The following is a 25,943-nucleotide window of genomic DNA, read 5'->3' on the forward strand; positions in this document are numbered from 1 at the left end:
CTGCATCACATGAATTATTATGCAGATTAGAGGACAAAAAAAGCCCCGTCAAGCGGGGCATGCACAAAAATGCATATTGCCGGCCAGGCCGGCATCGAGCCCGCCTATAGCGGCAGGCCGCAGGCTTTGCGCACCTGGGTACGCAGGCCGGCAAAGCTCTCCTGCACCTCCAGATTGCTGGTGACCCAGGTCAGGTCGGCCTTGGCGTAGAAGGCCTCGCGCCCGGCCAGGATGCGCTTCAGGTCGGCCATGGCCTCGTTGTTGCCCGACATGGGCCGGAAGTCGCCCTGCGCCATGACCCGGCCCATGTGCTCCTCGGGCGTGGCGCGCAGCCACACCGTATAGCAATGCGCCAGCAGCAGGTTCAGGGTGGCCGGCTCGGACACCAGCCCGCCGGGCGTGGCCAGCACCATTTCCGGGTAGATCTGCACGGCCTCTTCCAGCGCCCGCCGTTCGTAGCGGCGGTAGGCGTTGGGGCCGTACAGATTGTGGATCTCCAGGATGCTGCAGCCGGCCACGCGCTCGATCTCGCGGTTCAGCTCCACGAAGGGGTAGCCGAGGTCGTCGGCCAGCATCTGGCCCAAGGTGGACTTGCCTGCGCCGCGCAGGCCGATCAGCGCCACGCGCTGGGTGCGGTTGGGGCGCTGCGCGCCCGCTCCCACCCCGAACAGCTGGGTCAGGGCCTCGCGCGCGCGCTGCAGGTCGGATTCCGTGCGGCCGCTGAGCAGTTCGCGGATCAACAGCCAATCGGGCGATTCGGTGGTGACGTCGCCCACCAGCTCGGCCAACGCGCAGTTGAAGGCCCGGGCGATCTGGAGCAGCACCAGGATGGAGGCGTTGCCCACCCCGTGCTCCAGGTTGGCGAGGTGGCGCTCCGATACGCCGGTCACCTGCGACAGGCTCTTGCGGGTCATGCCGCGTATGGCCCGCAGGCGCCGCACCCGCTCGCCCAATGCCACCAGGAACGCTTCCCGCCTGGGTTCGGATGGCGCCGCGTCTAGCGCTTGATTCATGTTTACGTGACTCCGCAAAAACCCTGATTACCACGTTTTATGCACTATAATGCTTGACCCTAATCAATGGAAGCACTATTTTTCCTCCATCGAGTCCAAAGCGGCTCGGCTCATGCGCAAAAAAACAGCAGTCGATTTCATCTCGATTCTGAAGCGCCGACAGTGTAAAGGAGGAGCCCGGTGAGTACGCCTGACCAATTCCATACCCTGATGCGCGAGGTAGCGCGCCTGACGCAAGGCCAGCCGCTGGACGCCGCGCTGCAGGAAAGCCTGAACCGCGAGGCCGGCCCCCAAAGCGCCCTGTTCCAGGAGATTTACGCCACCTGTAGGCAGGGCGTGGCCGAGGGCTGGATGTGCAGCCGGGAAGGCGGCGGCATCCGCTACGGCCGCGTCATCAAGCCGGCGCCGGACCTGGCGGACTGCTCGGTGGACGTCGTGGACATGAACGATCTTGCCGGCCCGCATCACGCGCACCCCAATGGCGAGATCGACATGATCATGCCGCTGACCGAGGGCGCCCGTTTCGACGGCCACGGCGCCGGCTGGCTGGTTTACAGCCCCGGCAGCGCGCACAGCCCGACCGTAAGCGGCGGCCGCGCCCTGGTGCTGTATCTGCTGCCGGGCGGTGCCATCGAATTCACGCGGTCCTAGCGCCGCCTCGCCGCCAGAAAAACACACACAGCGCGGCCCCCACCCACAGGACATCAGGAGACAACCGTGAACGCCTGTCCCGCCGAACTCAACTTCGCCAGCCACCTGGCGGCGCTCAACGCGCCGCGCGCGGCCAAGCCAGCCTACATCGACGACACGCGCCAGATCAGCTACGGCGAACTGGCGGAGCGGGTGGCGCGCATGGCCGGCGCGCTGCGCCAGCTGGGCCTGCGGCGCGAGGAGCGCATCCTGCTGCTGATGCAGGACAGCGTAGACTGGCCGGTGGTATTCCTGGGCGCGCTGCATGCAGGCGTGGTGCCGGTGGCCGTGAACACCCTGCTCACCGCCGACGACTACGCCTACATCATCGGCCACAGCCGCGTGAGCGCCGTGTTCGCGTCGGGCGCCTTGCTGCCCGTGGTGCAGGCGGCGCTGGCGCAGGCTTCGGCCGACGTCGAACATCTGGTGGTCTCGCAGCCCGCTGGCCCCCTGCCCGAGGCCGCGCGCGAATTCGAATCCCTGCTGGCGGCGGCGCCGCTTGCGCCCGCGGCGCGCACCCTGTCCGACGAAATCGCCTTCTGGCTGTATTCGTCAGGCTCCACCGGCAAGCCCAAGGGCGTGGTCCACACCCACGGCAACCTGTGGCACACGGCCGAACTCTATGCCAAGCCCGTGCTCGGCATCCGCGAGGACGACGTAGTGTTCTCGGCCGCCAAGCTGTTCTTCGCCTATGGCCTGGGCAACGGACTGACCTTTCCCCTATCGGTCGGCGCGACCGTCATCCTGATGGGCGAACGGCCCACGCCGCAGGCGGTGTTCCAGCGCCTGACCCGGCACCGGCCCACGGTGTTCTACGGCGTACCCACGCTGTACGCCAGCATGCTGGCCTCGCCCGACCTGCCCGCGCGCGAACAGGTGGCCATGCGCATCTGCACGTCCGCCGGCGAAGCCCTGCCGCGCGACATCGGCGAACGCTACACGCGCCACTTCGGCTGCGAGATCCTGGACGGCATCGGCTCCACCGAGATGCTGCACATCTTCATCTCCAACCAGACCGGTCAGCTGCGCTACGGCACCACGGGCAAGCCGGTGCCCGGCTACGAAGTGCAGCTGCGCGACGACAGCGGCGCCCTGGTGCCGGCCGGCGCCATCGGCGACCTCTACATCAAAGGCCCGAGCGCGGCCCTGATGTACTGGAACAACCGCGACAAGACCCGCCAGTGCTTCCTGGGCGACTGGCTCAAGAGCGGCGACAAGTACACCTGCGACGCGGACGGCTACTACACCTATGCCGGCCGCAGCGACGACATGATCAAGGTCAGCGGCCAGTACGTGTCGCCGGTCGAGGTCGAGAACATCCTGGTGCAGCACGAAGCCGTGCTGGAAGCCGCCGTGATCGGCGTGCCGGACCATGACGGCCTGGTCAAGACCAAGGCCTACGTGGTGCTGCGCCCCGGCTTCGAGCCCGACGCCCAAACCGGAGCCGCCTTGCAAAACTACGTGAAGCAGCACCTGGCGCCATTCAAGTATCCGCGCCAGATCAACTTCACCGAAGAACTGCCCAAGACCGCCACTGGCAAGATACAGCGCTTCCGCCTGCGCCAGCTTGAAGAGGCCACGCTGTGAGCGCGTGCGACGTGGCCGAGACCGTCTTTGCCGAGTTCCATGCCGGCGGGCGCGACCTGCGCCTGGAATGCCAGTGGCTCGAGTCCGATCGCGCCAGCGCCCCGCTGCTGGTGTTCCTGCACGAAGGGCTGGGCTCGGTGTCCATGTGGAAGGACTGGCCCCGGAGCGCCTGCGAGGCTGCCGGCTGCCGTGGGCTGGTGTACTCGCGCTACGGCTATGGACAATCAACGCCACGTCCACCCGAAGAAAAACGGCCGGTGGATTTCATGCACACCGAGGCGCGCGAGGTGCTGCCCGCCTTGCTGCGCGCCCTGGACGTGGACGCCACACAGGACCAGCCGGTGCTGTTCGGCCACAGCGACGGCGGCTCCATCGCCCTGCTGTACGCCGCGATGCATCCCGATGCCGTCGCCGGCGTGGTGGCCGCGGCCCCGCACATCCTGGTCGAAGACGTGTCGGTCGCCAGCATCGCGCAAGCGCGCCAGGCCTATCTGGAAACCGACCTGCGCGCCCGGCTGGGCCGCTATCACGCGGACCCGGATTCGGCATTCTGGGGCTGGAACGACATCTGGCTGGACCCTGCGTTCCGCCGCTGGAACCTGGACGAATACCTGTCCCGCATCGCCTGTCCGGTGCTTGCCATCCAGGGCGTGGACGACGAATACGGCACCTTGGCGCAAATCCGCGGCATACGCCGGTTGGCGCCCCAGACCGAACTGCTGGAGATTCCCGACTGCGGCCACGCTGCGCACAAGGACCAGCCGGCCCGCGTTATCCAGGCCATCGCCGGCTTTGTCGGCGGCCTGGAACCACCCCGCTGACCTCGCGTCGGCCCATAACAAGCACGGAGACTAACCATGAACCACGCCCTGACCCGGGCTGCGCTCGCCGCGGCTCTGACGCTCGCCGCCACCGGCGCCCAGGCTGCCGACAAGATCAAGGTCGGCTTCATGCTGCCCTACAGCGGCACCTATGCCGCGCTGGGCAACGCCATCGAGAACGGCTTCAAGCTCTATGTCGCCGAACAGGGCGGCAAGCTGGGTGGACGCGAGATCGAGTACTTCAAAGTAGACGACGAGTCCAATCCCGCCAAGGCCGCCGAAAATGCCAATCGCCTGATCAAGCGCGATCAGGTCGACGTGCTGATCGGCACCGTGCACTCGGGCGTGGCGATGGCGCTGGCCAAGGCCGCCAAGGATGCCGACACCACCTTGATCGTGACCAATGCGGGCGCCAATGCCATCACCGGCCCGCTGTGCAGCCCGGGTATCTTCCGCACGTCGTTCACCAACTGGCAACCCGCGTACGCCATGGGCCCGGTGGCCTTTGCCAAGGGCCACAAGACGGCCGTCACCATCACCTGGAAGTACGCAGCCGGCGATGAAGCCATCGGCGGCTTCAAGGAAGGCTTCGAAAAGGCCGGCGGCAAGGTCGTGAAGGAACTGAGCCTGCCGTTTCCCAACGTGGAATTCCAGCCGCTGCTGACCGAGATCGCGGCGCTCAAGCCCGACATGGTGTTCACGTTCTTCGCCGGTGGCGGGGCCGTGAAGTTCGTGCAGGACTACCATGCGGCGGGCCTGGGCAAGACCATCCCGCTGTACGGCTCGGGCTTCCTCACTGACGGCACGCTGGAAGCCCAGGGCGCTTCCGCGCAAGGCCTGCTGACCACCTTGCACTATGCCGACGGCCTGAACACGCCGCGCGACAACGCCTTCCGCGCCGACTACAGCAAGGCCTACAAGGCGCAGCCCGACGTGTACGCGGTGCAGGGCTATGACGCCGCGCAGCTGATGCAGTCGGGCCTGGCCGCAGTCAAGGGCGATTTTGCCAAGAAGGAAGACTTCCGCAAGGCCATGCGCGGCGCGACGGTGGACAGCCCGCGCGGCCCCTTCACGCTGTCCAGCGCCGGCAACCCGGTACAGGACATCTATCTGCGCCGCGTCGATGGACTGGAGAACAAGGTCGTCGATGTCGCGGTGAAAAAGCTGGCCGATCCGGCCCGCGGCTGCAAGCTCTGACGCTGACCGCAATCCGCCACAGGGAGGCCCCATGGACATCAGCATCCTGCTCATCCAAAGCCTGAACGCATTCCAGTACGGCTTGCTGCTGTTCCTGGTGGCCAGCGGACTCACGCTGATCTTCGGCATCATGGGCATCATCAATCTGGCCCACGGCAGTTTCTACATGATAGGCGCGTACATGGCGTTCGCCCTGGGCCCGGTCGTCGACCGCTGGCTGGGCGGCGGCTTCCTGGCCACGCTGGCGGTCTGCGTGCTGGCCGCCGGCGCGCTGGGCTATCTGCTGGAAGCCGCATTCTTCAGCTACCTGTACAAGCGCAACCACCTGCAGCAGGTATTGATGACCTACGGCCTGATCCTGGTCTTCGAAGAGCTGCGCAGCATCCTGGTGGGCAACGACGTGCACGGCGTGCCCCTGCCCGCCTGGCTGCAAGGCAGCATCGCGCTGGGCGACGTCATGACCTATCCGGTCTACCGGCTGTTCATCTCGGCCGTCGGCATCGCGGTGGCGTTGCTGCTGTACTGGGTCATCACGCGCACGCGGCTGGGCATGATGCTGCGTGCCGGCGCCAGCAACCGCGAGATGATCGGATCGCTGGGCATAGACATCAACAAGCTCTACCGCCTGGTGTTCGCGGCCGGCGTGGCGCTGGCGGCCCTGGCGGGCAGCATCGCCGCACCGGTGTCCTCGGTCTACCCTGGCATGGGCAACGGCGTGCTGATCATCTGCTTCGTGGTAGTCGTGATCGGCGGCATAGGCTCGATCCGCGGCGCCTTCCTGGCCGCGATGCTGGTGGGCGTGGTGGAAACCTTCGGCCAGGTGCTGTTTCCGTCCGCGGCAGGCGTGCTGGTGTATCTGCTGATGGCCTTCATACTTCTTTGCAAGCCCGAAGGGCTGTTCAAGCAGGGCTGACCATGTTGAACCGACTATTGCCCATTGCGGCGCTGCTGGCCCTGGCCGCCTTTGCCTGGAACGGCAGCGATTACTACACCGGCCTGGCGATCAAGATCATGATCTACGCGATCTTCGCGCTCAGCCTGCAACTGCTGGTGGGCGGCGCCGGGCTGGTCAGCCTGGGCCATGCCGCCTTCTTCGGCATCGGCGCCTACGTCGCGGCGCTGCTGTCGCCGGAATCCGAGGCCGCGGGCCTGTGGTGGCTGCTGCCGGCCGCGCTGCTCGCCGCCGCGGCCTATGCGCTCGTGACCGGCGCGCTGGCGCTGCGCACCCGCGGCGTCTACTTCATCATGGTCACGCTGGCTTTCTCGCAGATGGCGTACTACGTATTCCACGATACCAAGATCGGCGGCGGCAGCGACGGCATCTATCTGTACTTCCGGCCCGAGCTGTCCGTGGGCGGCTGGATGCCGTTCGACCTGGGCGACGCGCGGACCTTCTACTTCTTCGTGCTGGCCTGCCTGGCGCTGGCCTGGGGCTTCCTGGCGCTACTGCGGCGTTCACCCTTCGGCGCTGCGCTGGCCGGCATCCGCATCAACGAACAGCGCATGCGTGCGGCCGGCTACTCGACCTATCCGTACAAGCTGGCTGCCTACGTGGTGGGCGCCACGCTGGCCAGCCTGGCGGGCTTTCTGTTCGCGCTGAAGGACGGCTTCGTCACGCCCGAACTGCTGGCCTGGGAACAATCCGGCCTGGTGCTGCTGATGGTGATCCTGGGCGGCATGGGCAGCCTGGGCGGCGCGGTGCTGGGCACCGTGGCGCTGGTGCTGCTGCAGGAACTTTTCCAGTCGCAGGAACTGTTCGGCGACTACGCGCGCCATTGGCACCTGCCCTTGGGCATCGCCATCATCGCGCTGGTGGCCTTGCTGCCCAATGGCCTGGCCGGATTGCCGGCTCAGTTACGCCAGCGCCGCGCGGCGCGCAACGCTGCGCCCGGCCCGGGCCACGACGCCAACCGCAATACCGCGTCCAAGCCGGACACGGCCCCTTCCGGCCGTCTGCCGGCCCCCGCCCGCCTGCCCATCCAGGGAGAGCCTCATGTCTGACGTTCTGCTTGCCGCCAGCGCGGTCACGCGCCGCTTCGGCGGCCTGACGGCGGTGAATGGTGTGTCGCTGGCATTGCAGCGCGGCCAGGTGCACGCCGTCATCGGCACCAACGGCGCGGGCAAGTCCACGCTGATCAACATCCTGTCGGGCGAACTCGCGCCCAGCAGCGGCCAGGTGATGCTGGGCGGCCGCGACATCACCGCCTGGCGCCAGCCCGACCGCGCCCGCGCCGGCCTGGGCCGCAGCTACCAGCGCTCCACCATCTTTCCCGAACTGAGCGTGTTCGAAAATTGCAGGCTGGCCGCCCAGGCGCGCCGCCAACGCTTCTGGCACTGGTGGCGCTCGGCCGCGGAATGCCGCCACAGCGCGGACCTTGCGCGCCACGCGCTGGAGCGCACCGGCCTGGCCGACGAGGCCGCGCGCGAGGCCGGGCTGCTGCCGCATGGCCGCAAGCGCCAGCTTGAAATCGCCATGTGCCTGGCGGGCGAGCCGCAGGTGCTGCTGCTGGACGAGCCCCTGGCCGGCATGGGACCGGAGGAAACCGACCGCATCCTGGAACTGCTGGAAGCGCTCAAGCCCGGCCACGCCATCCTGCTGGTGGAACACGACATGGACGCGGTCTTCCGCGTCGCCGAAACCATCACCGTCATGGTCAATGGCGCCGCCATCGCCAGCGGCACGCCGGACAACATCCGCGCCAACCCCGACGTGCGCACCGCGTACCTCGGCGAAGACTCGCATGGAGCCCCGCTATGACAGCCTTGATCGAAGCAGGCGGCCTGCACGTCTATTACGGCGCCAGCCACGTGCTGCGCGGCATCGACATGCATATCGCGCCGGCAGAATCCGTCGGCCTGGTGGGCCGCAACGGCATGGGCAAGACCACGCTGATCCGCAGCCTGATGGGCCATGTCAAAAGCGCCCAGGGCAGCGTGCGCGTGGACGGCCGCGACTGCACCCGCGCGCAGCCGCATGCCATCGCCCGCATGGGCGTGGCCTATGTGCCCGAAGGACGCGGCATCTTTCCCAACCTGAATGTGCGCGAGAACCTGCAGGTGGCGGCGCGCGCGGGCCGGGACGGCCGCCAGGAATGGACCTACGCCCGCGTGCTGGAGGTGTTTCCGCGCCTGCAGGAACGCCTGGGCCACGGCGGCCAGCAGTTGTCGGGCGGCGAACAGCAGATGCTGGCCATAGGCCGGGCGCTGATGACCAACCCCGAACTGCTGATCCTGGACGAGGCCACCGAGGGCCTCGCGCCGCTGATCGTGGCCGAGATCTGGAAGATCATCCGGCAGATCCGCGCCAGCGGCATGTCCACCCTGATCGTGGACCGCAACTACCGCGCGGTGCTGGAACACACCGACCGCTGCCTGGTGATGGAGAAAGGCCAGATCGTGCAGGATGGCGAGAGCGCGTCGCTGGCCCGGCAGCCGGAGCAGCTGACGCGCTATCTGGGGGTTTAGATCACCGCTTCGATCAGGAACGGGCCGCGGCGCTTCAGGCCTTCCTGCAGCGCGCGCGCGAATCCTTCCACCGTATCCACGCTGACCGCTTCCACGCCCATGCCGCGCGCCAGATGCGTCCAGTCCAGGTACGGTTCCTCCAGATCCAGCATGCGGCGGGCGTTGCGGCCCGGCTCCAGCACGCCCACGTTCTTCATCTCGCCGTGCAGCGTGGCATAGGAACGGTTGGCCAGGATCACCGTCAGGCAGTCCAGGTTCTCGCGCGCCTGCGTCCACAATGCCTGCAAGGTGTACATGCCGCTGCCGTCGGCCTGCAGGGTGATGACCTTGCGGTCGGGGCAGGCGACCGCGGCGCCGGTTGCCATGGGCAGGCCGATGCCGATGGCGCCGCCGGTCAGCATCAGCCAGTCGTGCGGCGCGCTGCTGGCGCTATAGATGGGAAATTCGCGGCCCTGGGTAATGGACTCGTCGCAGACAATGGCCTGCTCGGGCAGATGATGCGCGACCAGCACGTTGACGGCGGCGCCGGTCAGCTTGCCGGACTGCGGCACCTCGTAGTTGGCCGGAGCCGCGGCCAGGCGCGGCGCGTCCCGGGCGATGCCCAGTTCATCGGCCAGCCACTCCAGCGCATGCGCCAGGTCCTGCTCGGGCGTGCCCAGCACCACCTGCTTGCAATCGGGCGGCGCCAACAGGCTGGGCTTGCCGGGATACGCGAAAAAGCCGACCGGCGCCTTCGCGCCCACCAGCACCAGGTGGCGCACGTCCTTCAGCTTGGCCACCGCCAGGTCGATGGGATACGGCAGGCGGTCGACGGGCGTGCGCGCGCCGCCGCGCTCGATGCGGCGGTTCGAGGTTTCCGACACCAGGCGCACGCCCGTGGCGCGCGCGATGCGGCCGGCGGCGTTCAGCGCGCGTTCGCGCAGCGCGGTGCCGCCCAGCATCAGGGTCGTGACTTCGCCCGAGCGGATCGCGGCGGCCGCGGCGCGCACCGCCTCGGCCGAGGTCTGGGCCAAGGCCTCGCTCTTAGCCAATACCGGCGCGGTGTTTTCCGGGAGATCCGTCCAGGCCGCGTCGGCCGGCAGGATCAGCGTGGCGATATTGCCCGGCGAACGACGCGCCACGCCCACGGCCTCGGCGGCATCGGCGGACAGGTCGGCGGCCTTCATGGTGCGCTTGACCCAATGCGACATCGGGCGCGCGACGCCCTCGACGTCGCTGGTCAGCGGCGCGTCGTACTGAACGTGATAGGTGGCGTGGTCGCCCACGATGTTGACCATGGGCGTGCGGGCGCGCTTGGCGTTGTGCAGGTTGGCCAGGCCGTTGCCCAGCCCGGGGCCCAGATGCAGCAGGGTGGCGGCAGGCTTGTCGGCCATGCGCGCGTAGCCGTCGGCCGCGCCCGTCACCACGCCTTCGAACAAGCCCAGCACGCAACGCATCTTCGGCTTGCGATCCAACGCCGCGACAAAGTGCATTTCGGATGTGCCCGGGTTCGCGAAGCAAACATCCACATCGTTGGCCAGCAAGGTATCGCAAAGACTATCAGCGCCGTTCATCGTTTTTCCCTGATCATTTTCCATGGGCGGTGCATGGGCGCGTACGCGCCCGCGTGACATGCATGATAGGTAGCGTAGCCGAAACCGGCTAGAGCCATTTCAGGCCGCCGTCATGGAACCATTCCGCAGGTTCCGCACTACGGAATTTGCTTGGACGTCCTCAGCCCAGTATCTGCCCCAGGAAAGCCTGCGCGCGCTCGGTGCGCGGCGCGCGGAAGAAATTGTCCGGCGTGTCCGCTTCGACGATCGCCCCCTGGTCCATGAAAACCACGCGGTCGCCGACCTCGCGCGCGAATCCCATCTCGTGCGTGACGCAGACCATGGTCATGCCGTCGCGGGCCAGCGCCACCATGGTGTCCAGCACCTCCTTGACCATCTCCGGATCCAGCGCGGAAGTGGGCTCATCGAACAGCATGATCTTGGGCCGCATGCACAGGGCGCGCGCGATCGCCACGCGCTGCTTCTGGCCGCCGGACAGCTGGCCCGGGTACTTGGACGCATGCTGCGGGATCTTCACCCGCTCCAGGTATTCCATGGCGCGCGCTTCGGCCTCCTCCCGCGGCACGCCTTTCACCAGCATCGGCGCCAGCGTGCAGTTATCCAATACAGTCAGATGCGGGAACAGGTTGAAGTGCTGGAACACCATGCCGACCTCGGCGCGGATGCGCTCGATGTTCTTCAGATCGTCGTTCAGCTCGATGCCGTCGACCACGATGCGGCCCTTCTGGTGTTCCTCCAGGCGGTTCATCAGCCTGATGGTGGTGGACTTGCCGGAACCGGACGGCCCGCACAGGATCAGTTTCTCTCCGGGCAGCACCTCCAGCGCCAGATCGTCCAGCACCTTGAAGTCGCCATACCATTTGCATACGCCCTGCATGGTGATGATAGGGGCGGCGTAGTTCAATCCATCCATCGCATCAGGCCTTGGAAATGTCGTGGTTTTCGCCCGCGCCGCTCCAGTACCCCGGCACGGTCAAGCGCTTTTCGGAACGGCGGAACAGGTACGCCAGCACGCTGCACATGGCGAAGTAGATGACGCCCACCATGGTGTAGACGGTCAGCGCCTGGAAGGTGGCGCCCGCCAGCATTTCGCCCGCGCGCATCAGCTCGTAAACGCTGATGACGGCTACCAGCGAGGTTTCCTTGATCAGCACCAGCGCGTAGTTGCCCAGCGCCGGGAACACGGTGCGCAGCGCCTGCGGCAGCACGATGCGGCGCAGCCGCTGCACCTTGCCCAGGCCCAGCGCGCGCGCTGCCTCGTACTGGCCGCTGTCGACCGACTGGATGCCGCTGCGGAACAGCTCCGCCAGATAGGCGCCGAAGTTCAGCGTCAGCCCCAACACGCCGGCGACGAAGCCGTTGATGACCACGCCCATCTCGGGCAGGCCGTAGTAGATATAGAACAGCTGCAGCAGCAGCGGCGTGCCGCGTATCACGTCGATGTAAAAACGCGCGCCGCGGCTGAGCAGCCGCGATGGCGACAGGCGGCACAGACAGACGAGCAGGCCCAGGGCCACCGCCAGGAATGCCGAACAGAAAAACAGCGCCAGGGTCCAGACCGTCCCCTCGGCAAGGGGGGCCAGGTACATGCGCAGGGTCGCGAGATCCAAGTCGTGCTCCTTATCCGTGCCGGTGCGGCGTTACTTGCTCATCAGGTCGGCCACGCCCCACTTCTGCCCGATGGCGGCGAGCTCGCCGTTCTGCTTCATCTGCGCCAGCGCGCCGTTGACGGCCTCCAGCAGCGCGGCATTGCCCTTCTGCACGGCCATGCCCACCTGCCACTTGCGCTGCGGCTGATAGCCCGTATCCAGCTTCACGCCCGGGATGTTCTTGGTCTTGATCTGGTAGATGATGCTGGGCGGGTCCACGATACCCAGGTCGATGCGGCCGGCGCGCACATCGGCCAGCAGGGTGGAGTAGTCCTGATACGTGGATACCTTGGTACCGGGCATGTCCTTGATCATGTTGAACTGCACCGAGTCCACCAGCACGCCGACGCGCTGGCCTTTCATGTCCTCGAATTTGGCGTACTTTTTGTCGGCCTTGTCGCTGACCACGATGCCCTCGCCCCATTCATAGACCGGCGCCGAGAAATCGATGGCGCGGGCGCGTTCCTCGGTGATGAAGAGCGGCGCGGACATGACGTCGGCGCGGCCCGAGGTCAGCGTGGGAATCAGGCCGGAGAATGGCACGTCGGACAGCTTGCCCGATACCTTGAGGTGCTTGGCCACGCCCGCGGCCACGTCCACCATGATGCCCTCCAGCTGGTTCGACTTGGGATTCTTGAAGCCGTGCGGCGGCGCGGACGCCGTAGTGACGACGTTCAGGCTCTGGTCCGCGCGGACCTCGTCCAGGGTGCGCGCCTGCGCGCCGGCATGGACCAGCAGGCTGGCAGCGGCCAGGCTCAACAGGATGGATTTGAGTTTCATCGTTTTCCCCTTGAATGAAGTTATCGGCGTGGCGGTGCCGGCTCAGGCCGGACGCCCCTGCGGATACTGCTGCACCGCTACCGCCGCCAACGCGCAGAATTCCTGCATGACGGTGGCGGCCAGGAAGGCCGTGGCCCCCTGCACGTCTTGCGGCGGCGACACGGTGTTCACGTCGAACGCCACGAAGTTCAAGCCCGCGAGTTGGCGCAGCAGCGCCAGCCCTTCCTTGGCCGTCAATCCGCCCCACTCCGGCGTGCACACGCCCGGCGCGCAGGAGGGGTCGAAGATGTCCATGTCGAAGCACAGGTACACCGGACGCTGGCCGATGCGCTGCTTGATCTGTTCCAGCGCGCCCTTCTGGTCCTGATCGAAATCGTCGTAAGGCAGGATCGTGTAGCCGACCTCGCGCCCGAACTCCAATACGCCTGGCATGAAGGAACTGCCGCGCGTGCCGACATGGAAGCTGGACGCCACGTCCAGCAGCCCCTCTTCGGCGGCGCGCGTGAACGTGGTGGCCGTGTTGTAGCCAGGGATGGGGTAGGTGTCGGTGTGCGAATCGAAATGCAGCACCACGAAATCCGGATGGCGGCGCGCCACGGCGCGCAGCTGCGGCAAGGTGACCGCGCCGTCCCCTCCCATGGAAATCGGGATGGCGCCCGCGTCCAGGATGGCGCCGATGCCAGCCTCGATCAGGGGATAGGAGGCATCCGGATCGCCCGGATGGCAGGCCACATTGCCCACGTCGATGGCGCGCAGGAACTCCGGCGGGTTATCGATGCCGTGGCGCCGGAAGATGTCGATGGGCCGCAGCAGCCTGGATTGCTCGCGGATCGCGTCCGGCCCCTGGCGCGAGCCGACCCGGAACGGATGCGTGCCGCAATCAAAGGGAATGCCCACCACGCAGGCCCGCGCCGCGCCCGTGCCGGCGGCGCGAACGGAAGGCAGGCCCATGAACCCGGCGACGGGATGAAAACAGACTTCGGCTGGCTGCTGCACAACTCGGCTCCTGTGTGACGACGCGTACCCCTGATCACGATCGGGATCACTATTTAGATTCAATCAAATCGCTGTGCGATATGATCGTGTCGAAATAAGAGTAGCGCGCATACAAGCACCCAGCCAATTAGGGATTTTCCCCTAATCGTTATTTTTTATATCCGACTAAATCAGTATGAATAAAACGCGCAGGCGCATCCGCGCGCGAGCGCTGGCGCGGGGCTTGCGCAGGACTCAGGCGTCGTCGCTGGCTAACGGCATCGCGTCACGCAAGGCGCCGCCTGGCGGCTCCATTTCATAGTAGGGACGCGACCGTCCCAATGTGCGCGACGCGCTGATGGCGTGCGCCGTTTCCACCACTTGCGGGCCGAACACCGCCTGCGCCTGTTCGAACGACCAACGGCTGGACGGCACGGACACGTTGACCGCCCCTATCGGCGTGCCGCCCGCGTCCAACACCGCGGCGCTGATCGTGATGTCCCCCGGATAGAACTCGCCGTTGGAACGCGCATAGCCATGGCGCCGGGCAAACTCCAGCTCAGCCAGGAGCGCGTCCATGTCGGTGATGGTAGCGGCCGTGTATGGCTTGCGGTCGCAGCGCTCCAGGAGGCTGCGTGCGACTACGGGATCCAGCCGGGCCAGCACCGCCCTGCCCGCCGCCGTGCAATACAGCGGCAGCCGCATGCCGACCGGCATGTTCACGAACATTTCCTTGTGGGTGGCAAAGCGCGCCACGTAGACCATGTCCAGGCCATCGGGCTCGGCCAGGCTGCAGGTTTCCTGGCTGTTGCGGTTCAGCGTGTGCAAGAAGGGATTGCCGCCCAGTACCAGCGGGCTGGTCTGCACATACTTCATGCCCAACTCCAACGACCAGGGCCCCAGCGAGAACTTCTTGCTCAAGGGATCCTTGCGCAAGTAGCCCAAGGTCCACAGGGTGTGGGTGAAGCGCTGCACCGAACTCTTGCTCAGGCCCGTCGCTTCCGCCAATTCCGGCAGGGTCATGGCCGGCTGCCCCTCGCTGAAGGCCCGCAGGACGGAGACGCCGCGTGCCAGCGCGGCGATGAACAATGGGGAATCCTCGGCGTTTCGGATCTGCGTCATGGCGCGTGGGCGTCCAGTGGAAAGCGCATAGCGTACCGCATTACGGTGCGAACGTATCGCATGGCGATGCCACAAAAAAACGGCCCGGAATACCGGGCCGTCTTGACGGGCGCGAACCTTAGCGGATCGGCCAGGGATACATGGCGCCGCCCTTGTTCCACAGCGCATTGGTGCCGCGTTGCAGGCCGAGCTTGCTGTCCTTGCCCACGTTGCGCTCGAACACTTCGCTGTAGTTGCCCACCGCCTTGATGGCGTTGTAGGCCCACTTTTCATCCAGCCCCATGTTCTTGCCCGCGCCCGGCGTCGCGCCCAGGATGCGCGCAATGTTGGGGTTGTTGCTCTTGAGCATTTCGTCCACGTTCTTCTGCGTGATGCCGTATTCCTCGGCCTCCATCAGCGCGAACAGCGTCCAGCGCACGATGCCCAGCCAGTTCTCATCGCCCTGGCGCACCATGGGGCCCAGCGGCTCCTTGGAGAAGCGCTCCGGCAGGATCTCGTAGTCGTCCGGCTTGGCGACCTGCGTGGCGCGCACCGCGGCCAGTTGCGAGGAATCGTCGGTGAAGGCATCGCAGCGGCCCGACTCGAAGGCGCGCACGACCTCGGTCACCTTGTCGATCACCACCGGCTTGAACTCGATGTTGTTGGTGCGGAACCAGTCGGCCAGGTTGAGTTCGGTAGTGGTGCCCGGCTGCACGCAGACCGTGGCGCCGTTGAGCTCCTTGGCGCTTTTGACGCCCAGCTTCTTGTTCACCAGGATGCCCTGGCCATCGTAGAAGCTGGCGGCCACCGCCGCCAGGCCCAGCGAGGTGTCGCGGGTCTGCGTCAGCGTGACGGTACGCAGCAGCACGTCCACTTCGCCCGATTGCAGCGCCGTGAAGCGTTGCTGGGTGGACAGCGGCGTGCCCTTGAATTTGGTCGGATCACCGAACACGGCCGCCGCAACCGCGCGGCAGATGTCCACGTCCATGCCTTCCCATTCGCCCTTGCTGTTGGTGGCCGAAAAGCCGGATACGCCGTCGGTCAGGCCGCACTGCACGAATCCTTTTTTCTTCACGGCATCGAGGGTGGGTCCTGCCACCGCTGCCTGGGATGCGCAGGCCAGGGCAAGAGCGCCGGCTGCAAACAAGATGGACCGCTTCATGATCGCTTCTCCTGAGAGGGATGCCGCGCCGGCTTGTAAGCCGGCTGCGTTTGAAACCAAGCCCTGCCTTACTGGGCCGGCCGCCAGATTAAGCGATGTCCACGGCGTGAACAACGCAAGCGCACCTAGTGGAAACCCGCAGAACAGGCCGCTGTTCCAGAAGGTTGCCGAGCTGTCCGGTGAACGAACTTTATCCGTCCGCCGGGTCGCGATCGGCGCTTGCCTTGGTGCCATACTTTTTTCGCGTCCCGGGCCCGCCGCTGCCGGCGCCGCGATCTCTCAAAAATAACGGCCGCGCTTCCGATAGCGGCCGATTCATGGAGGAGACCAACCCATGCCCCATGCAAGCACCTTGCAGTCCCGCCGCAGCACCCTCAAGACCCTGCTGGGCACGGCCCTGGCGGCCGCCGGCCTGGCCGCCGGCGCCGTCCATGCGGCCGATGATTGGCCCAGCAAGCCCATCAAGGTCATCGTGCCGTACACGCCCGGCGGCTCGACCGACATCGTTACCCGCATCGTGATGGACAAGCTCGGCCCGCGCTTGAAGCAGACCATCATCATCGAAAACCGCCCCGGCGCCAACAGCAGCGTGGGCTCAGCCATCGCCGCCAAGGCGGAGGCGGATGGCTACACCTTTCTTTCCATCCTTCCGGCCTACATCATCAACTTCCATCTCTACAAACTGGGCTACAAGCCCGCCGACCTGACGCCGGTGGTGCAGATGGCGGACCTGCCTCTGTTCCTGTTCGTGGCGGAGGAAATACCGGTCAAGACGGTGGCCGAGCTGGTCGAATACGCCCGCAAGAACCCGGACAAGCTCACCTATGCCTCCAGCGGCAACGGTTCCAGCGCGCACCTGACCGGCGCCGACTTCGCGCTGCAAAGCAAGATCACGATGACGCACGTGGCCTACAAGGGTAGCGCCCCCATCCTGGCCGACCTGCTGGGTGGCCGGGTCTCGATGGTGTTCGACCCCATTCTCGTACCCATGCAGTACGTCAAGCAGAACCGGCTGAAGGCGCTGGCGTTCACCGGCAAACAACGCTGGCCCACCGAACCCTCGATTCCCACCATGGAGGAAGCCGGCCTGCCCGGATTCGTCACCGGGTCCTGGGCCGGGCTGATGGCGCCCGCCGGCACGCCCGCGCCCATCATTGAGCGCATGGCGCGCGAGATCAGCGAAATCGTCACGGAACCCGACGTCAAGCAGAAGTTCCTGGACGCGGGCTTCCTGCCGGCCAGCGGTACCACCGCGCAATTCGCGGAACTGATGAAGACGGACTCGACGCGCTACGCCGGGATCATCAAGCAGGCGCGCATCACCGTGGACTGAAGGCGGAACCCCACCATGATCGACAAGTTCTACGACACGCCCGCGTCCGCCGTCGCGGACATCCACGACGGCGCCACCGTGCTGATCAGCGGCTTCGGTGGCGCCGGCATGCCCACGGAACTGATCCATGCGCTGATCGCGCAGGGCGCGCGCGATCTCACCGTGGTCAGCAACAACGCCGGCAACCACGAGACCGGCCTGGCCGCGCTGATCAAGGCCGGGCGCGTGCGCAAGGTGATCTGCTCGTTTCCCAAGGCCTCGCACTCCTGGGTCTTCGACGAGCTCTACCGCCAAGGCCGCATCGAGCTGGAATGCGTGCCGCAAGGCACCATCGCCGAACGCCTGCGGGCGGCCGGCGCCGGCCTGGGCGGGTTCTATACGCCCACGGCCTATGGCACCGAACTGGCACGCGGCAAGGAAACGCGCATGATCGACGGCCGCGGCCACGTCTTCGAGCTTCCCCTGCATGGCGATTTCGCGCTGGTGAAGGCCGATCTGGGCGACCGCTGGGGCAATCTCACCTACAACAAGAGCGCGCGCAACTTCGGCCCCGTCATGTGCATGGCGGCCAAGACCGCCATCGTGCAGGTGCGCGCCAAAGTCGCGTTGGGCGAATTGCCGCCCGAGGCGGTGGTGACGCCGGGCATCTTCGTCCACCGCGTCACCCAGGTGGCCAACGCCGCCTTCTCCAGCTAGGGCCTGTTCACTCCAGAAGGAATCCGCATGTTCCAACCCCTGACCCGCGAGGCCATGGCGCGCCGCCTGACCCAGGACATCCCCGACGGCAGCTACGTGAATCTCGGCATCGGCATGCCCGTGCTGGTGGCCGCGCACCTGCCCGCCGGCCGCGAGATCGTGCTGCACAGCGAAAACGGCATCCTGGGCATGGGGCCGCCGCCCGCCGAGGCCGACGTCAACCTGGACCTGATCAACGCCGGCAAGCAGCCCGTGACCCTGCTCGCAGGCGGCGCCTACTTCCATCACGCGGATTCGTTCGCGATGATGCGCGGCGGCCACCTGGACATCTGCGTCATGGGCGGCATGCAGGTCGCCGCCAACGGCGACCTGGCCAACTGGTCGCTGGCCAAGCCGGGCGAAGCGCCGGCCGTGGGCGGCGCGATGGACCTGGCGGTGGGCGCACGCAGCGTCTACATCATGATGGAACACAACAGCAAGAGCGGCGAACCCAAGATCGTCGAGCGCTGCACCTATCCGCTGACGGGCGCCGGCGTGGTGGATCGCATCTATACCGACCTGGCCGTCATCGAGGTCACGCCGGACGGGCTGCTGGTTCGGGATATGATCGACGGCATGACCCTCTCAGCCCTCCAGGCGCGCACCGGCGCGCCACTGCGCGCAGCCTGATGCGGCCCAATCTTCCCCCGCCCGGCTATGCCGCGCCGCTCGCGGCGGAAGATCATCCCGACCAGTTGCGCGGCGATCCGGACTACATGCTGACGCTGGCGCGCGGCCTGCATGTGATCCGCGCCTTCGGCACGCGCCGCCATCCGCAGACCGCGGCCGAACTGAGCCGCCGCGCCGGCCTGCCGCGCGCCGTGGTGCAACGCTGCCTGCACACCCTGATCCTGCTAGGCATCGCCGAGCAGCACGGCAGGCTCTACGTGCTGACTCCGCGCATCCTGGGCCTGGGCTACGCCTATTTCTCGTCCACGCCCTTCGTCTCGCTGGCGCAGCCGGTGCTGGAAGAACTCAGCGCCACCATCAACGAGACCTGCGCCCTGGCCATCATGGAAGGCCACGAAATGCTGTATCTGGCGCGCTCCGAAGTCACGCGCCTGCTGGCCACCTCGATGGGGCTGGGCAGCAGACTGCCGGCTTATTGCACGTCCATCGGGCGGGTGCTGCTGGCGCAGTTGCCGGAACCGGCGCTGGCCCGCTACTTCGCCGCGACGGAGCTGCAGCCCTACACCGAATTCACGATCATCTCCGAAGACGGGCTGCGCGCGGAACTTGCCCACATCCGCGAGCAGGACTATGCGGTCGTCGACCAGGAGCTGGAACTGAATGTGCGCGCCATTTCCGTGGCCGTGCGCTCGGCCAGCGGCAAGGCCTGCGGCGCAGTCAACGTCAGCGTCAAGGCTGCGCGGGTGCCGCTGAACCGGCTGACGGAGGAATTCCTGCCGCCGTTGCGGCAGGCGGTGGAGCGCATCGGGGAGTTTCTCGCGGCCTGAGGCGCAAGCCTCACAGATCCGTCGTATCCAGCGTGAAGGCAGCGGCGGCGCGACCGATGCGGTCGTTGACGGCGTGCCAGTCGTCGGTGGCGGGCGGCGCCTGCACGATGATGCGGGCGTAGCCCTGCTGGTCCAGGTCGCGCAGCAGGCCGTAGAGCGCCTGCGCATAGCGCGCCGGGTCGGCGGGCACGGCTTGCCATTGCACCCGGGCATCGAGCGCAGCGGGACGATCGCCGTAAGCGACTACCACCACCTTGCCCTCTGGCAGGCCCTGCCCCTGCACCACGTCGCGCAGACGCGCGTCGGTGGCCAGCTCCAGCGCCGTGCGCGGCGCGTAGTGCGCCTTCAGCGTGCCCGAGGCGCGCGGCGCGGCGGCGTCGGGCGCGAACACCTGCACGCCCAGCACGGCTTCGATCTGCGCGGCGCTGATGTGGCCAGGACGCAGCAGCACGGGGCCAGCGCCACGGTCCAGGCGCGACAGATCCAGAATGGTGGATTCGATGCCGACTTCCGAAGCGCCGCCTTCCAGCACCGGCATGCCGGCCGCGACTTCCTCGGGAAATTCGCTACGCACGTGCTCGGCGCGCGTGGGCGACACCTGGCCAAACTTGTTGGCCGAGGGCGCCGCGACCCCGCCCTGCCCGTTGGGCTTGCCGGCGGCAAAGACCGCCAGCAACGCCTGGGCCACGGGATGCGAGGGACAGCGGATGCCGATGCTGTCCTGGCCGCCGCTGACTGTGTCGACAATGTGCGATGCACGCTTGAGAATCAGCGTCAACGGACCGGGCCAGAAGGCGTCGATCAGCAGGCGCGCCTCTTGCGGCACCTCCGCCGCCCAGTACGACAGATCGCCTTGCGGCGCGATGTGCACGATGACGGGATGATTGGAAGGCCGGCCCTTGGCCGCGTAGATCTTGGCGACCGCTTGCGGGTTCTCCGCGTCCGCGCCCAGGCCGTACACGGTCTCGGTGGGAAACGCGGCCAGCTCGCCGTCCAGCATGCGCTGCGCGGCGTGGGCGATCTCCGCGGCGCTGGCGGAAGCGGTCGGGGACGAGGAAGTCATGGAATCGGCGCTTTACTCGGGAGCCTGCATGCCCAGTGCCGCCGCCACGCGGGCGGCGTCGTCGCGGGCCTGCTGCAGGGTGGGCGCCACGATCGTGACGTGGCCCATCTTGCGGCCGCGGCGCGCTTCGCGCTTGCCATACAGGTGCAGTTTGGCCGTGGGCACGGCCAGCGCGGCAGCCCAGTCGGGCTCGCGTTGCGCGGTGGCGGTGGCCGACGGATACCAGATGTCGCCCAGGATGTTCAGCATGACGGCAGGCGCCAGCAGGTCGGAACCGCCCAGAGGCAGGCCGGCCATGGCGCGCGCCTGCTGCTCGAACTGGCTCGTCAGGCAGGCATCCATGGTGTAGTGGCCGCTATTGTGCGGACGCGGCGCGATCTCGTTGACGATCAGGCTGCCGTCCTTGAGCACGAAGAATTCCACGCACAGCACGCCGTGATAGCCCAGGCCCTGGGCGATGGCTTGCGCGGCCTGCGTGGCGCGGGCCTGCCGTTCGGCGTGGGCCGCGTCCTGCTGCACGGGGGCGGCGGTCGACACTGCCAGGATGCCGTCGCGGTGCACGTTGCGCGCCACGGGAAACACCACGCTCGCGCCGTCGAAGCCGCGCGCCAGCACCACCGAGATTTCGTAGTCCAGCGGCATCAGCGCTTCCAGCACGCAGGCCACGCCACCGAATTCGGCGAAGGCGGCCAGCGCTTCCTCGCGCGTGTCGATGCGGGCCTGGCCCTTGCCGTCGTAGCCCAGGCGGGCGACTTTCAGGATGCCGGGAAACAGGCCTTGCGGCGCGGCACGCAGGTCGGCTTCGCTGCGGATGGCGGCGTGCGGCGCAACAGCGATGCCCTGCGAAGCGATGAAGGTCTTTTCCGCGATACGGTCCTGCACGATGGCCACGGCATCGCCGGCCGGGCTGACACGGCAGCGCGTGGCCAGCGTGCGCAGGCTGGCCGCAGGCACGTTCTCGAATTCCGTGGTGACGGCCTGACAGGTCTGCGCCAGGCGCTCGAGGCCGGCCTCGTCGTCATAGGCCGCCTGGATGTGCAGGTCGGCCACCATGCCCGCCGGGCATTCGGCGGCCGGATCCAGCACTGCAACCCGGTAGCCCAGGCTCTGGGCCGCGTGGCAGAACATGCGGCCCAGTTGGCCGCCGCCCAGCAATCCCAGCCAGCCGCCGGGAGCAATCATGAAAGCAGTCGATTGAGTCATTCTGATCAGGCCTCGGGCGGAACCTTCATGTCGCGCGCGGCTTGCGTCTGGCGGGCGCGGAACGCCACCAGCTTCTTGTGCAAGCCGGCATCCGTGCCCGCCAGGGTGGCGATCAGGTGCAGCGCCGCATTGGCGGCGCCGGCTTCGCCGATCGCGAACGTGGCCACCGGCACGCCCTTGGGCATCTGCACGATGGACAGCAGCGAATCCTCGCCGCGCAGGTACTTGGACGGGACCGGCACGCCGAACACCGGCACTTCGGTCAACGCCGCCATCATGCCCGGCAGGTGCGCCGCGCCGCCGGCGCCGGCAATGATGCCGCGCAGGCCGCGCGCATGCGCCTCGGCGCCGTACTCGGCCATGTCCTGCGGCATGCGATGCGCGGAGATCACGCGGGCCTCATGGGGCACGCCGAAGTCCTCCAGCATGGTGACCGCGTGCTTCATGACCTCCCAATCGCTGGAAGAACCCATAATCACGCCCACCACGGGGGTGGCCTCTGCCGCTGCGGAAGTCTTGGCTGTCATAACCGGTGTCGTAGAAGACCGCGGCGCAGGGCCGCGGAGAGTCAAAGGACCGCGGACGGATGCCGCGAAACCCGGTATTTTACCCGGCGCTGGCGCTGGGCTATGTGGCGGAGGGGGAATTCAGCCACTGGTAGCTGGTGGGGTTGTCCGGGCAAGGCCCGAAACCGCACTCGAGCGTGGTGCTGCCGACGTTGGCCAGCGCCATCAGGAAAAACAGGGCCATGACCAGCACGCCCAGCACCGATACCGGCTTGCGCAGCATGTTGTCGCCCCACTTGCGGTCGCCCGCCAGCATCACCGTGCAAAACACGATGATGGCGATGAAGGCAATGAACGCCCAGGTGTAAAAGTGCAGACCGAGCAGCGGCGAACCGTAGCCCGGATCGCCAGGAGCAATGTGCAGCAGCACCTGCCGGCCCGAGGCCAGCAGGCCGCCCAGCGCGCCCGCAATGCTCATTGCGTAGTGCAGCGGCGACGGACCCAGGCGCATATTCAACAGAAAGCCCATGCCGGCCAGCATCAGCGCCACGCGCTGCAACAGGCATAGCGGGCAAGGCAACTCGTCGTAAGCGAGTTGCCAGAAGAAGGCCATGCCCAGGGCGCCGGTAACGCCCAGCAGCGCCAGGCCGTTGAGGATGCGCGAGCCGCGCGCGGGATTACGGGAGAAGATCATCGCCCCGCCCTCAGAACGACAAGGCCAGCGGGCTGGTCATGTGGTACTGGCACCAGGCGGCGAACAGCGCCAGCGTCAGCAGCCAGAAGGTCACGCAGGGGCGGCGTCTGCCCAGCATGCCGAACCACACCGCGATCAGGCCAGTCAGGAAAGGCAACATCATTACCATGCTGGGAGCTCCTTTCTGGGGAACGTCCCCATGCAAGCAGCCGGGAATTATAACGTCACAATTCGCAATAAATCCTATCGAAAGCCCTGATAACACTTGCAGGGCAGGCGCTTTCGGGGCGAAAAAACCCGCTCCATCTGAACCGCCCCCCCGGGAAGTTGGACGTCAATCCAACTTCCAGGGAGCGAAGCGGCAGGGCTTCGAGCTTACGGATGTCAGGGTTCTTTAGCCGCCGAGGCTGCCCTGCGCCATTCCGATGCTCGCCCCGGTGGGGCTGCGCTTCGGATGGCTCCGGGGTCCTCGGCTGGCAGTCGCCTAATGCGTTGGTTCTGGACCCCGTTCATGGGCGGATGTCCTGAGCCGGTGGCCGGGCGGAGGGATCCGAAGCGCAGCCCCACCGGGGCGAGCATCGGAATCCCGCAGTCCGGACGCCGGCGGCTCAAGAACCCCGCCTCACAAAACCGAAGTGCGGGGCGGTAGGGCTCAGAGCTTGCGGATGTCAGGGTTCTTTAGCCGCCGAGGCTGCCCTGCGCCATTCCGATGCTCGCCCCGGTGGGGCTGCGCTTCGGATGGCTCCGGGGTCCTCGGCTGGCAATCGCCCAATGCGTTGGTTTCGGACCCCGTTCATGGGCAGATGCCGTGAGCCGGTGGCCGGGCGGAGGGATCCGAAGCGCAGCCCCACTGGGGCGAGCATCGGAATCCCGCAGTCCGGACGCCGGCGACTCAAGAACCCTACCTCACAGAACCGAAGTGAGGAGCGGCAGCGCTTTGAGCTTGCGGATGTCAGGGTTCTTTAGCCGCCGAGGCTGCCCTGCGCCATTCCGATGCTCGCCCCGGTGGGGCTGCGCTTCGGATGACTCCGGGGTCCTCGGCTGGCAATTGCCCAATGCGTTGGTTTTGGATCCCGCTCATGGGCAGATGCCGTGAGCCGGGGGCCGGGCGGAGGGATCCGAAGCGCAGCCCCACTGGGGCGAGCATCGGAATCCCGCAGTCCGGACGCCGGCGACTCAAGAACCCTACCTCACAAAACCGAAGTGCGATCCGGATTTTCCAAATCCGGATCGCACTAGGAGCGGGCTTTCCTTGGCCGGCAGCGTTCAGGCGACCAGGCGGTCCAGGGCTTCGCGGTACTTGGCGGCGGTCTTTTCCAGCACGTCCTGCGGCAGGCGCGGCGCGGGCGGGGTCTTGTCCCAGGCCTGGGTTTCCAGCCAGTCGCGCACGAACTGCTTGTCGAACGAGGGCGGGCTGATGCCCACGCGGTAGCCGTCGGCCGGCCAGAAACGCGAGGAATCGGGCGTCAGCACTTCGTCCATCAGGTACAGCGTGCCATCGTCGTCCAGGCCGAATTCGAACTTGGTATCGGCGATGATGATGCCCTTGGTGGCCGCGAACCTGGCGGCTTCGGCGTACAGCTTGAGGGTCACGTCGCGGATGCGCTCGGCCATTTCCTGGCCGACTTCCTTGACCACGTGGGCGAAGTCCACGTTCTCGTCGTGCATGCCGAATTCTGCCTTGGCGGCGGGCGTGAAGATGGGTTCGGGCAACTGGCTGGCCTGCTGCAGGCCGGCGGGCAGCTTGATGCCGCAAACGGAGCCGGTGGCCTGGTAGTCCTTCCAGCCGGAGCCGATCAGGTAGCCCCGGGCCACCGCTTCCACCAGGATGGGCTTCAAGCGCTTGACCACCACGGCGCGGCCGCGCACCTGGTCGACTTCATCCGGCGCGACCACGTCTTCGGCCTTGATGCCGGTGGAGTGGTTCGGCAGGATGTGGGCCAGCTTCTGCAGCCAGAACTCGGTCAGTTCGGTCAGCACCTGCCCCTTGCCGGGGATGGGGTCGTCAAGAATCACGTCGAAAGCGGAGATACGATCCGACGCGACGATCAGCAACTTGTCGTCGCCCACCGCGTACATGTCGCGCACCTTACCGCGGCCCAGCAGCGGCAAGGACTTGATGCTGGATTGATGCAAAGCAGAAGTCACGGGAATGGCCTATGGCAATAATGAAGATTCCCGCCACGGGCAGGCGCCAGGGCGGGAAGTAGAACGGAATCCGGGAACTGCGGGCAAGGCCGGCGACGCGCGCGGGTCTTGCGAAGGGCATAGGTTACTGCAAATGGACAGGTTTTGCCGGGCCTCCCCTCGACGCCGCCCGGTGGCCGGGTTAGGCTCTGGCCTCCTATATGATGCGCGCCGGCCGCCTCTGGCGTCACGGCGCTGACCCCAAGCCCGGAGACAGAGTCGTATGCAGGATGCTTCCCCCAAACGCAGCGCCCACGCCGACGCGCAAGTGCACCTGACAGGCGGTTGCCAGTGCGGCGCCGTCCGCTACGCCATCACCGATGAACCCATCACGGCGGCGACCTGTCATTGCCGGGACTGCCAGTATTCCAGCGGCGGCGCCCCGGCCCATGCATTGATCTTCCCGACCGGCTCCATCACGCTGTTGCGCGGCAGTCCCAAGGAGCACCGCTACCGCGGCGAATCCGGCCATACCGTCATGCGCAGCTTCTGTACGGACTGCGGCACCCCGCTATTCGGCAATTCGGCGGGCATGGGCTATGACATCGTGCGGGCCGGCTCGCTCGACGATCCGGAAGCGTTCCACGCCCGCGCCAGCCTCTGGACCGACTCGGCCCCGTCCTGGCATCACGTGGACCGCAGCGTGCCGCACTTCCCCCGCAATTCGCCTGCGCCATAGCCCGCGGCGCAGAAAAAAAGAGCGGTCCGCCTGGGCGGACCGCTCTTTTTTTGCACGCGGGCGCCGGACGCCTTTGGCGTCACGCGCCTGCCG

The 25,943-nt window shown here is 66.9% G+C and carries 27 protein-coding genes; 13 read left to right on the forward strand and 14 right to left on the reverse strand.

Annotated features, from left to right (window positions below):
* Nucleotides 1-104: 104 nt before the first annotated feature.
* A complete protein-coding gene (locus tag IPU70_RS05005; RefSeq protein WP_006221123.1) occupies nt 105-1,013 on the reverse strand; it encodes a helix-turn-helix transcriptional regulator in 909 nt (302 codons plus the stop codon).
* 180 nt (nt 1,014-1,193) lie between these two features.
* On the opposite strand from IPU70_RS05005, the gene IPU70_RS05010 reads away from it, so the two are divergent.
* From IPU70_RS05010 to IPU70_RS05045, 8 genes are all read left to right on the forward strand, one after another.
* Nucleotides 1,194-1,664: a DUF4863 family protein gene (locus tag IPU70_RS05010; protein ID WP_207465467.1), complete on the forward strand. Its 471-nt coding sequence runs from the start codon at nt 1,194-1,196 to the stop codon at nt 1,662-1,664.
* 66 nt (nt 1,665-1,730) lie between these two features.
* Nucleotides 1,731-3,290 carry a benzoate-CoA ligase family protein gene (locus IPU70_RS05015; protein WP_207465469.1) on the forward strand — a complete coding sequence of 520 codons (1,560 nt, stop codon included), beginning with the start codon at nt 1,731-1,733 and terminating at the stop codon, nt 3,288-3,290.
* Nucleotides 3,291-3,346: 56 nt separating this feature from the next.
* Nucleotides 3,347-4,111, forward strand: a complete 765-nt coding sequence (locus IPU70_RS05020; protein WP_242702343.1) for an alpha/beta fold hydrolase — start codon at nt 3,347-3,349, stop codon at nt 4,109-4,111.
* Nucleotides 4,112-4,147: 36 nt separating this feature from the next.
* Nucleotides 4,148-5,308: an ABC transporter substrate-binding protein gene (locus IPU70_RS05025; protein WP_013395647.1), complete on the forward strand. Its 1,161-nt coding sequence runs from the start codon at nt 4,148-4,150 to the stop codon at nt 5,306-5,308.
* 31 nt (nt 5,309-5,339) lie between these two features.
* Entirely contained in the window at nt 5,340-6,221 is an 882-nt protein-coding gene (locus IPU70_RS05030) for a branched-chain amino acid ABC transporter permease (RefSeq protein WP_207465473.1), read from the forward strand.
* 2 nt (nt 6,222-6,223) lie between these two features.
* On the forward strand, nt 6,224-7,309 hold the full coding sequence (locus IPU70_RS05035; protein WP_207465475.1) for a branched-chain amino acid ABC transporter permease: 1,086 nt from the start codon (nt 6,224-6,226) through the stop codon (nt 7,307-7,309).
* Nucleotides 7,302-8,066, forward strand: a complete 765-nt coding sequence (locus tag IPU70_RS05040) for an ABC transporter ATP-binding protein (RefSeq protein WP_207465477.1) — start codon at nt 7,302-7,304, stop codon at nt 8,064-8,066. The genes IPU70_RS05035 and IPU70_RS05040 overlap by 8 nt, the downstream gene beginning before the upstream one ends.
* Complete coding sequence (locus IPU70_RS05045; RefSeq protein ID WP_207465479.1) at nt 8,063-8,773, forward strand: ABC transporter ATP-binding protein; 711 nt, start codon at nt 8,063-8,065, stop codon at nt 8,771-8,773. Before IPU70_RS05040 ends, IPU70_RS05045 begins: the two co-directional genes overlap by 4 nt.
* Here the strand turns inward: IPU70_RS05045 and IPU70_RS05050 are convergent.
* The 7 genes from IPU70_RS05050 to IPU70_RS05080 all read right to left on the reverse strand — a co-directional run bounded on the left by IPU70_RS05050 (nt 8,770) and on the right by IPU70_RS05080 (nt 15,993).
* Entirely contained in the window at nt 8,770-10,326 is a 1,557-nt protein-coding gene (locus tag IPU70_RS05050; RefSeq protein ID WP_207465481.1) for an acetolactate synthase large subunit, read from the reverse strand. The two genes, IPU70_RS05045 and IPU70_RS05050, sit on opposite strands and share 4 nt — an antisense overlap.
* Nucleotides 10,327-10,486: 160 nt before the next feature.
* Nucleotides 10,487-11,239, reverse strand: coding sequence for an amino acid ABC transporter ATP-binding protein (locus tag IPU70_RS05055; protein WP_207465483.1), 753 nt, complete (start codon nt 11,237-11,239; stop codon nt 10,487-10,489).
* A 4-nt stretch (nt 11,240-11,243) separates the two neighbouring features.
* A complete protein-coding gene (locus IPU70_RS05060; RefSeq protein WP_013395660.1) occupies nt 11,244-11,936 on the reverse strand; it encodes an amino acid ABC transporter permease in 693 nt (230 codons plus the stop codon).
* A 30-nt stretch (nt 11,937-11,966) separates the two neighbouring features.
* Complete coding sequence (locus tag IPU70_RS05065; RefSeq protein ID WP_207465484.1) at nt 11,967-12,755, reverse strand: ABC transporter substrate-binding protein; 789 nt, start codon at nt 12,753-12,755, stop codon at nt 11,967-11,969.
* Between the two features lie 42 nt (nt 12,756-12,797).
* A complete protein-coding gene (locus tag IPU70_RS05070; RefSeq protein WP_207465984.1) occupies nt 12,798-13,706 on the reverse strand; it encodes an arginase family protein in 909 nt (302 codons plus the stop codon).
* A 279-nt stretch (nt 13,707-13,985) separates the two neighbouring features.
* Entirely contained in the window at nt 13,986-14,852 is an 867-nt protein-coding gene (locus tag IPU70_RS05075; protein WP_207465486.1) for an IclR family transcriptional regulator, read from the reverse strand.
* A 118-nt stretch (nt 14,853-14,970) separates the two neighbouring features.
* Nucleotides 14,971-15,993: an amino acid ABC transporter substrate-binding protein gene (locus IPU70_RS05080; RefSeq protein ID WP_207465492.1), complete on the reverse strand. Its 1,023-nt coding sequence runs from the start codon at nt 15,991-15,993 to the stop codon at nt 14,971-14,973.
* Between the two features lie 334 nt (nt 15,994-16,327).
* On the opposite strand from IPU70_RS05080, the gene IPU70_RS05085 reads away from it, so the two are divergent.
* The 4 genes from IPU70_RS05085 to IPU70_RS05100 are packed head-to-tail and all read left to right on the forward strand — an operon-like array spanning nt 16,328 to nt 19,518.
* Nucleotides 16,328-17,326, forward strand: coding sequence for a tripartite tricarboxylate transporter substrate binding protein (locus IPU70_RS05085; RefSeq protein ID WP_207465493.1), 999 nt, complete (start codon nt 16,328-16,330; stop codon nt 17,324-17,326).
* Between the two features lie 15 nt (nt 17,327-17,341).
* Entirely contained in the window at nt 17,342-18,022 is a 681-nt protein-coding gene (locus IPU70_RS05090) for a 3-oxoacid CoA-transferase subunit A (protein ID WP_207465495.1), read from the forward strand.
* Nucleotides 18,023-18,049: 27 nt separating this feature from the next.
* The gene (locus tag IPU70_RS05095) at nt 18,050-18,691 is read left to right on the forward strand and encodes a 3-oxoacid CoA-transferase subunit B (protein WP_207465497.1); all 642 of its coding nucleotides are present in this window, start codon (nt 18,050-18,052) and stop codon (nt 18,689-18,691) included.
* On the forward strand, nt 18,691-19,518 hold the full coding sequence (locus IPU70_RS05100) for an IclR family transcriptional regulator C-terminal domain-containing protein (RefSeq protein ID WP_207465498.1): 828 nt from the start codon (nt 18,691-18,693) through the stop codon (nt 19,516-19,518). Before IPU70_RS05095 ends, IPU70_RS05100 begins: the two co-directional genes overlap by 1 nt.
* A 10-nt stretch (nt 19,519-19,528) precedes the next feature.
* Here IPU70_RS05100 and IPU70_RS05105 read toward each other — a convergent pair whose 3' ends face one another.
* The 6 genes from IPU70_RS05105 to IPU70_RS05130 all read right to left on the reverse strand — a co-directional run bounded on the left by IPU70_RS05105 (nt 19,529) and on the right by IPU70_RS05130 (nt 25,132).
* The gene (locus IPU70_RS05105; RefSeq protein ID WP_207465501.1) at nt 19,529-20,581 is read right to left on the reverse strand and encodes an L-threonylcarbamoyladenylate synthase; all 1,053 of its coding nucleotides are present in this window, start codon (nt 20,579-20,581) and stop codon (nt 19,529-19,531) included.
* 12 nt (nt 20,582-20,593) lie between these two features.
* Complete coding sequence (locus IPU70_RS05110) at nt 20,594-21,784, reverse strand: 5-(carboxyamino)imidazole ribonucleotide synthase (protein WP_207465502.1); 1,191 nt, start codon at nt 21,782-21,784, stop codon at nt 20,594-20,596.
* A 5-nt stretch (nt 21,785-21,789) separates the two neighbouring features.
* Complete coding sequence (gene purE, locus IPU70_RS05115) at nt 21,790-22,311, reverse strand: 5-(carboxyamino)imidazole ribonucleotide mutase (protein WP_013395671.1); 522 nt, start codon at nt 22,309-22,311, stop codon at nt 21,790-21,792.
* Nucleotides 22,312-22,411: 100 nt separating this feature from the next.
* The gene (locus tag IPU70_RS05120) at nt 22,412-22,984 is read right to left on the reverse strand and encodes a disulfide bond formation protein B (RefSeq protein ID WP_207465504.1); all 573 of its coding nucleotides are present in this window, start codon (nt 22,982-22,984) and stop codon (nt 22,412-22,414) included.
* A 10-nt stretch (nt 22,985-22,994) separates the two neighbouring features.
* Complete coding sequence (locus tag IPU70_RS05125) at nt 22,995-23,153, reverse strand: DUF5993 family protein (RefSeq protein WP_013395673.1); 159 nt, start codon at nt 23,151-23,153, stop codon at nt 22,995-22,997.
* Between the two features lie 1,097 nt (nt 23,154-24,250).
* The gene (locus IPU70_RS05130; RefSeq protein ID WP_207465505.1) at nt 24,251-25,132 is read right to left on the reverse strand and encodes a phosphoribosylaminoimidazolesuccinocarboxamide synthase; all 882 of its coding nucleotides are present in this window, start codon (nt 25,130-25,132) and stop codon (nt 24,251-24,253) included.
* A 262-nt stretch (nt 25,133-25,394) separates the two neighbouring features.
* Here IPU70_RS05130 and IPU70_RS05135 point away from each other — a divergent pair, with 262 nt between their 5' ends.
* Nucleotides 25,395-25,850 (forward strand): GFA family protein, encoded by a 456-nt coding sequence (locus IPU70_RS05135; protein ID WP_013395675.1) that lies wholly within the window; start codon nt 25,395-25,397, stop codon nt 25,848-25,850.
* The last annotated feature ends 93 nt before the right edge of the window (nt 25,851-25,943 follow it).

The organism is Achromobacter sp. SD115, from assembly GCF_017355315.1.
GTDB lineage: Bacteria > Pseudomonadota > Gammaproteobacteria > Burkholderiales > Burkholderiaceae_B > Achromobacter > Achromobacter xylosoxidans_B.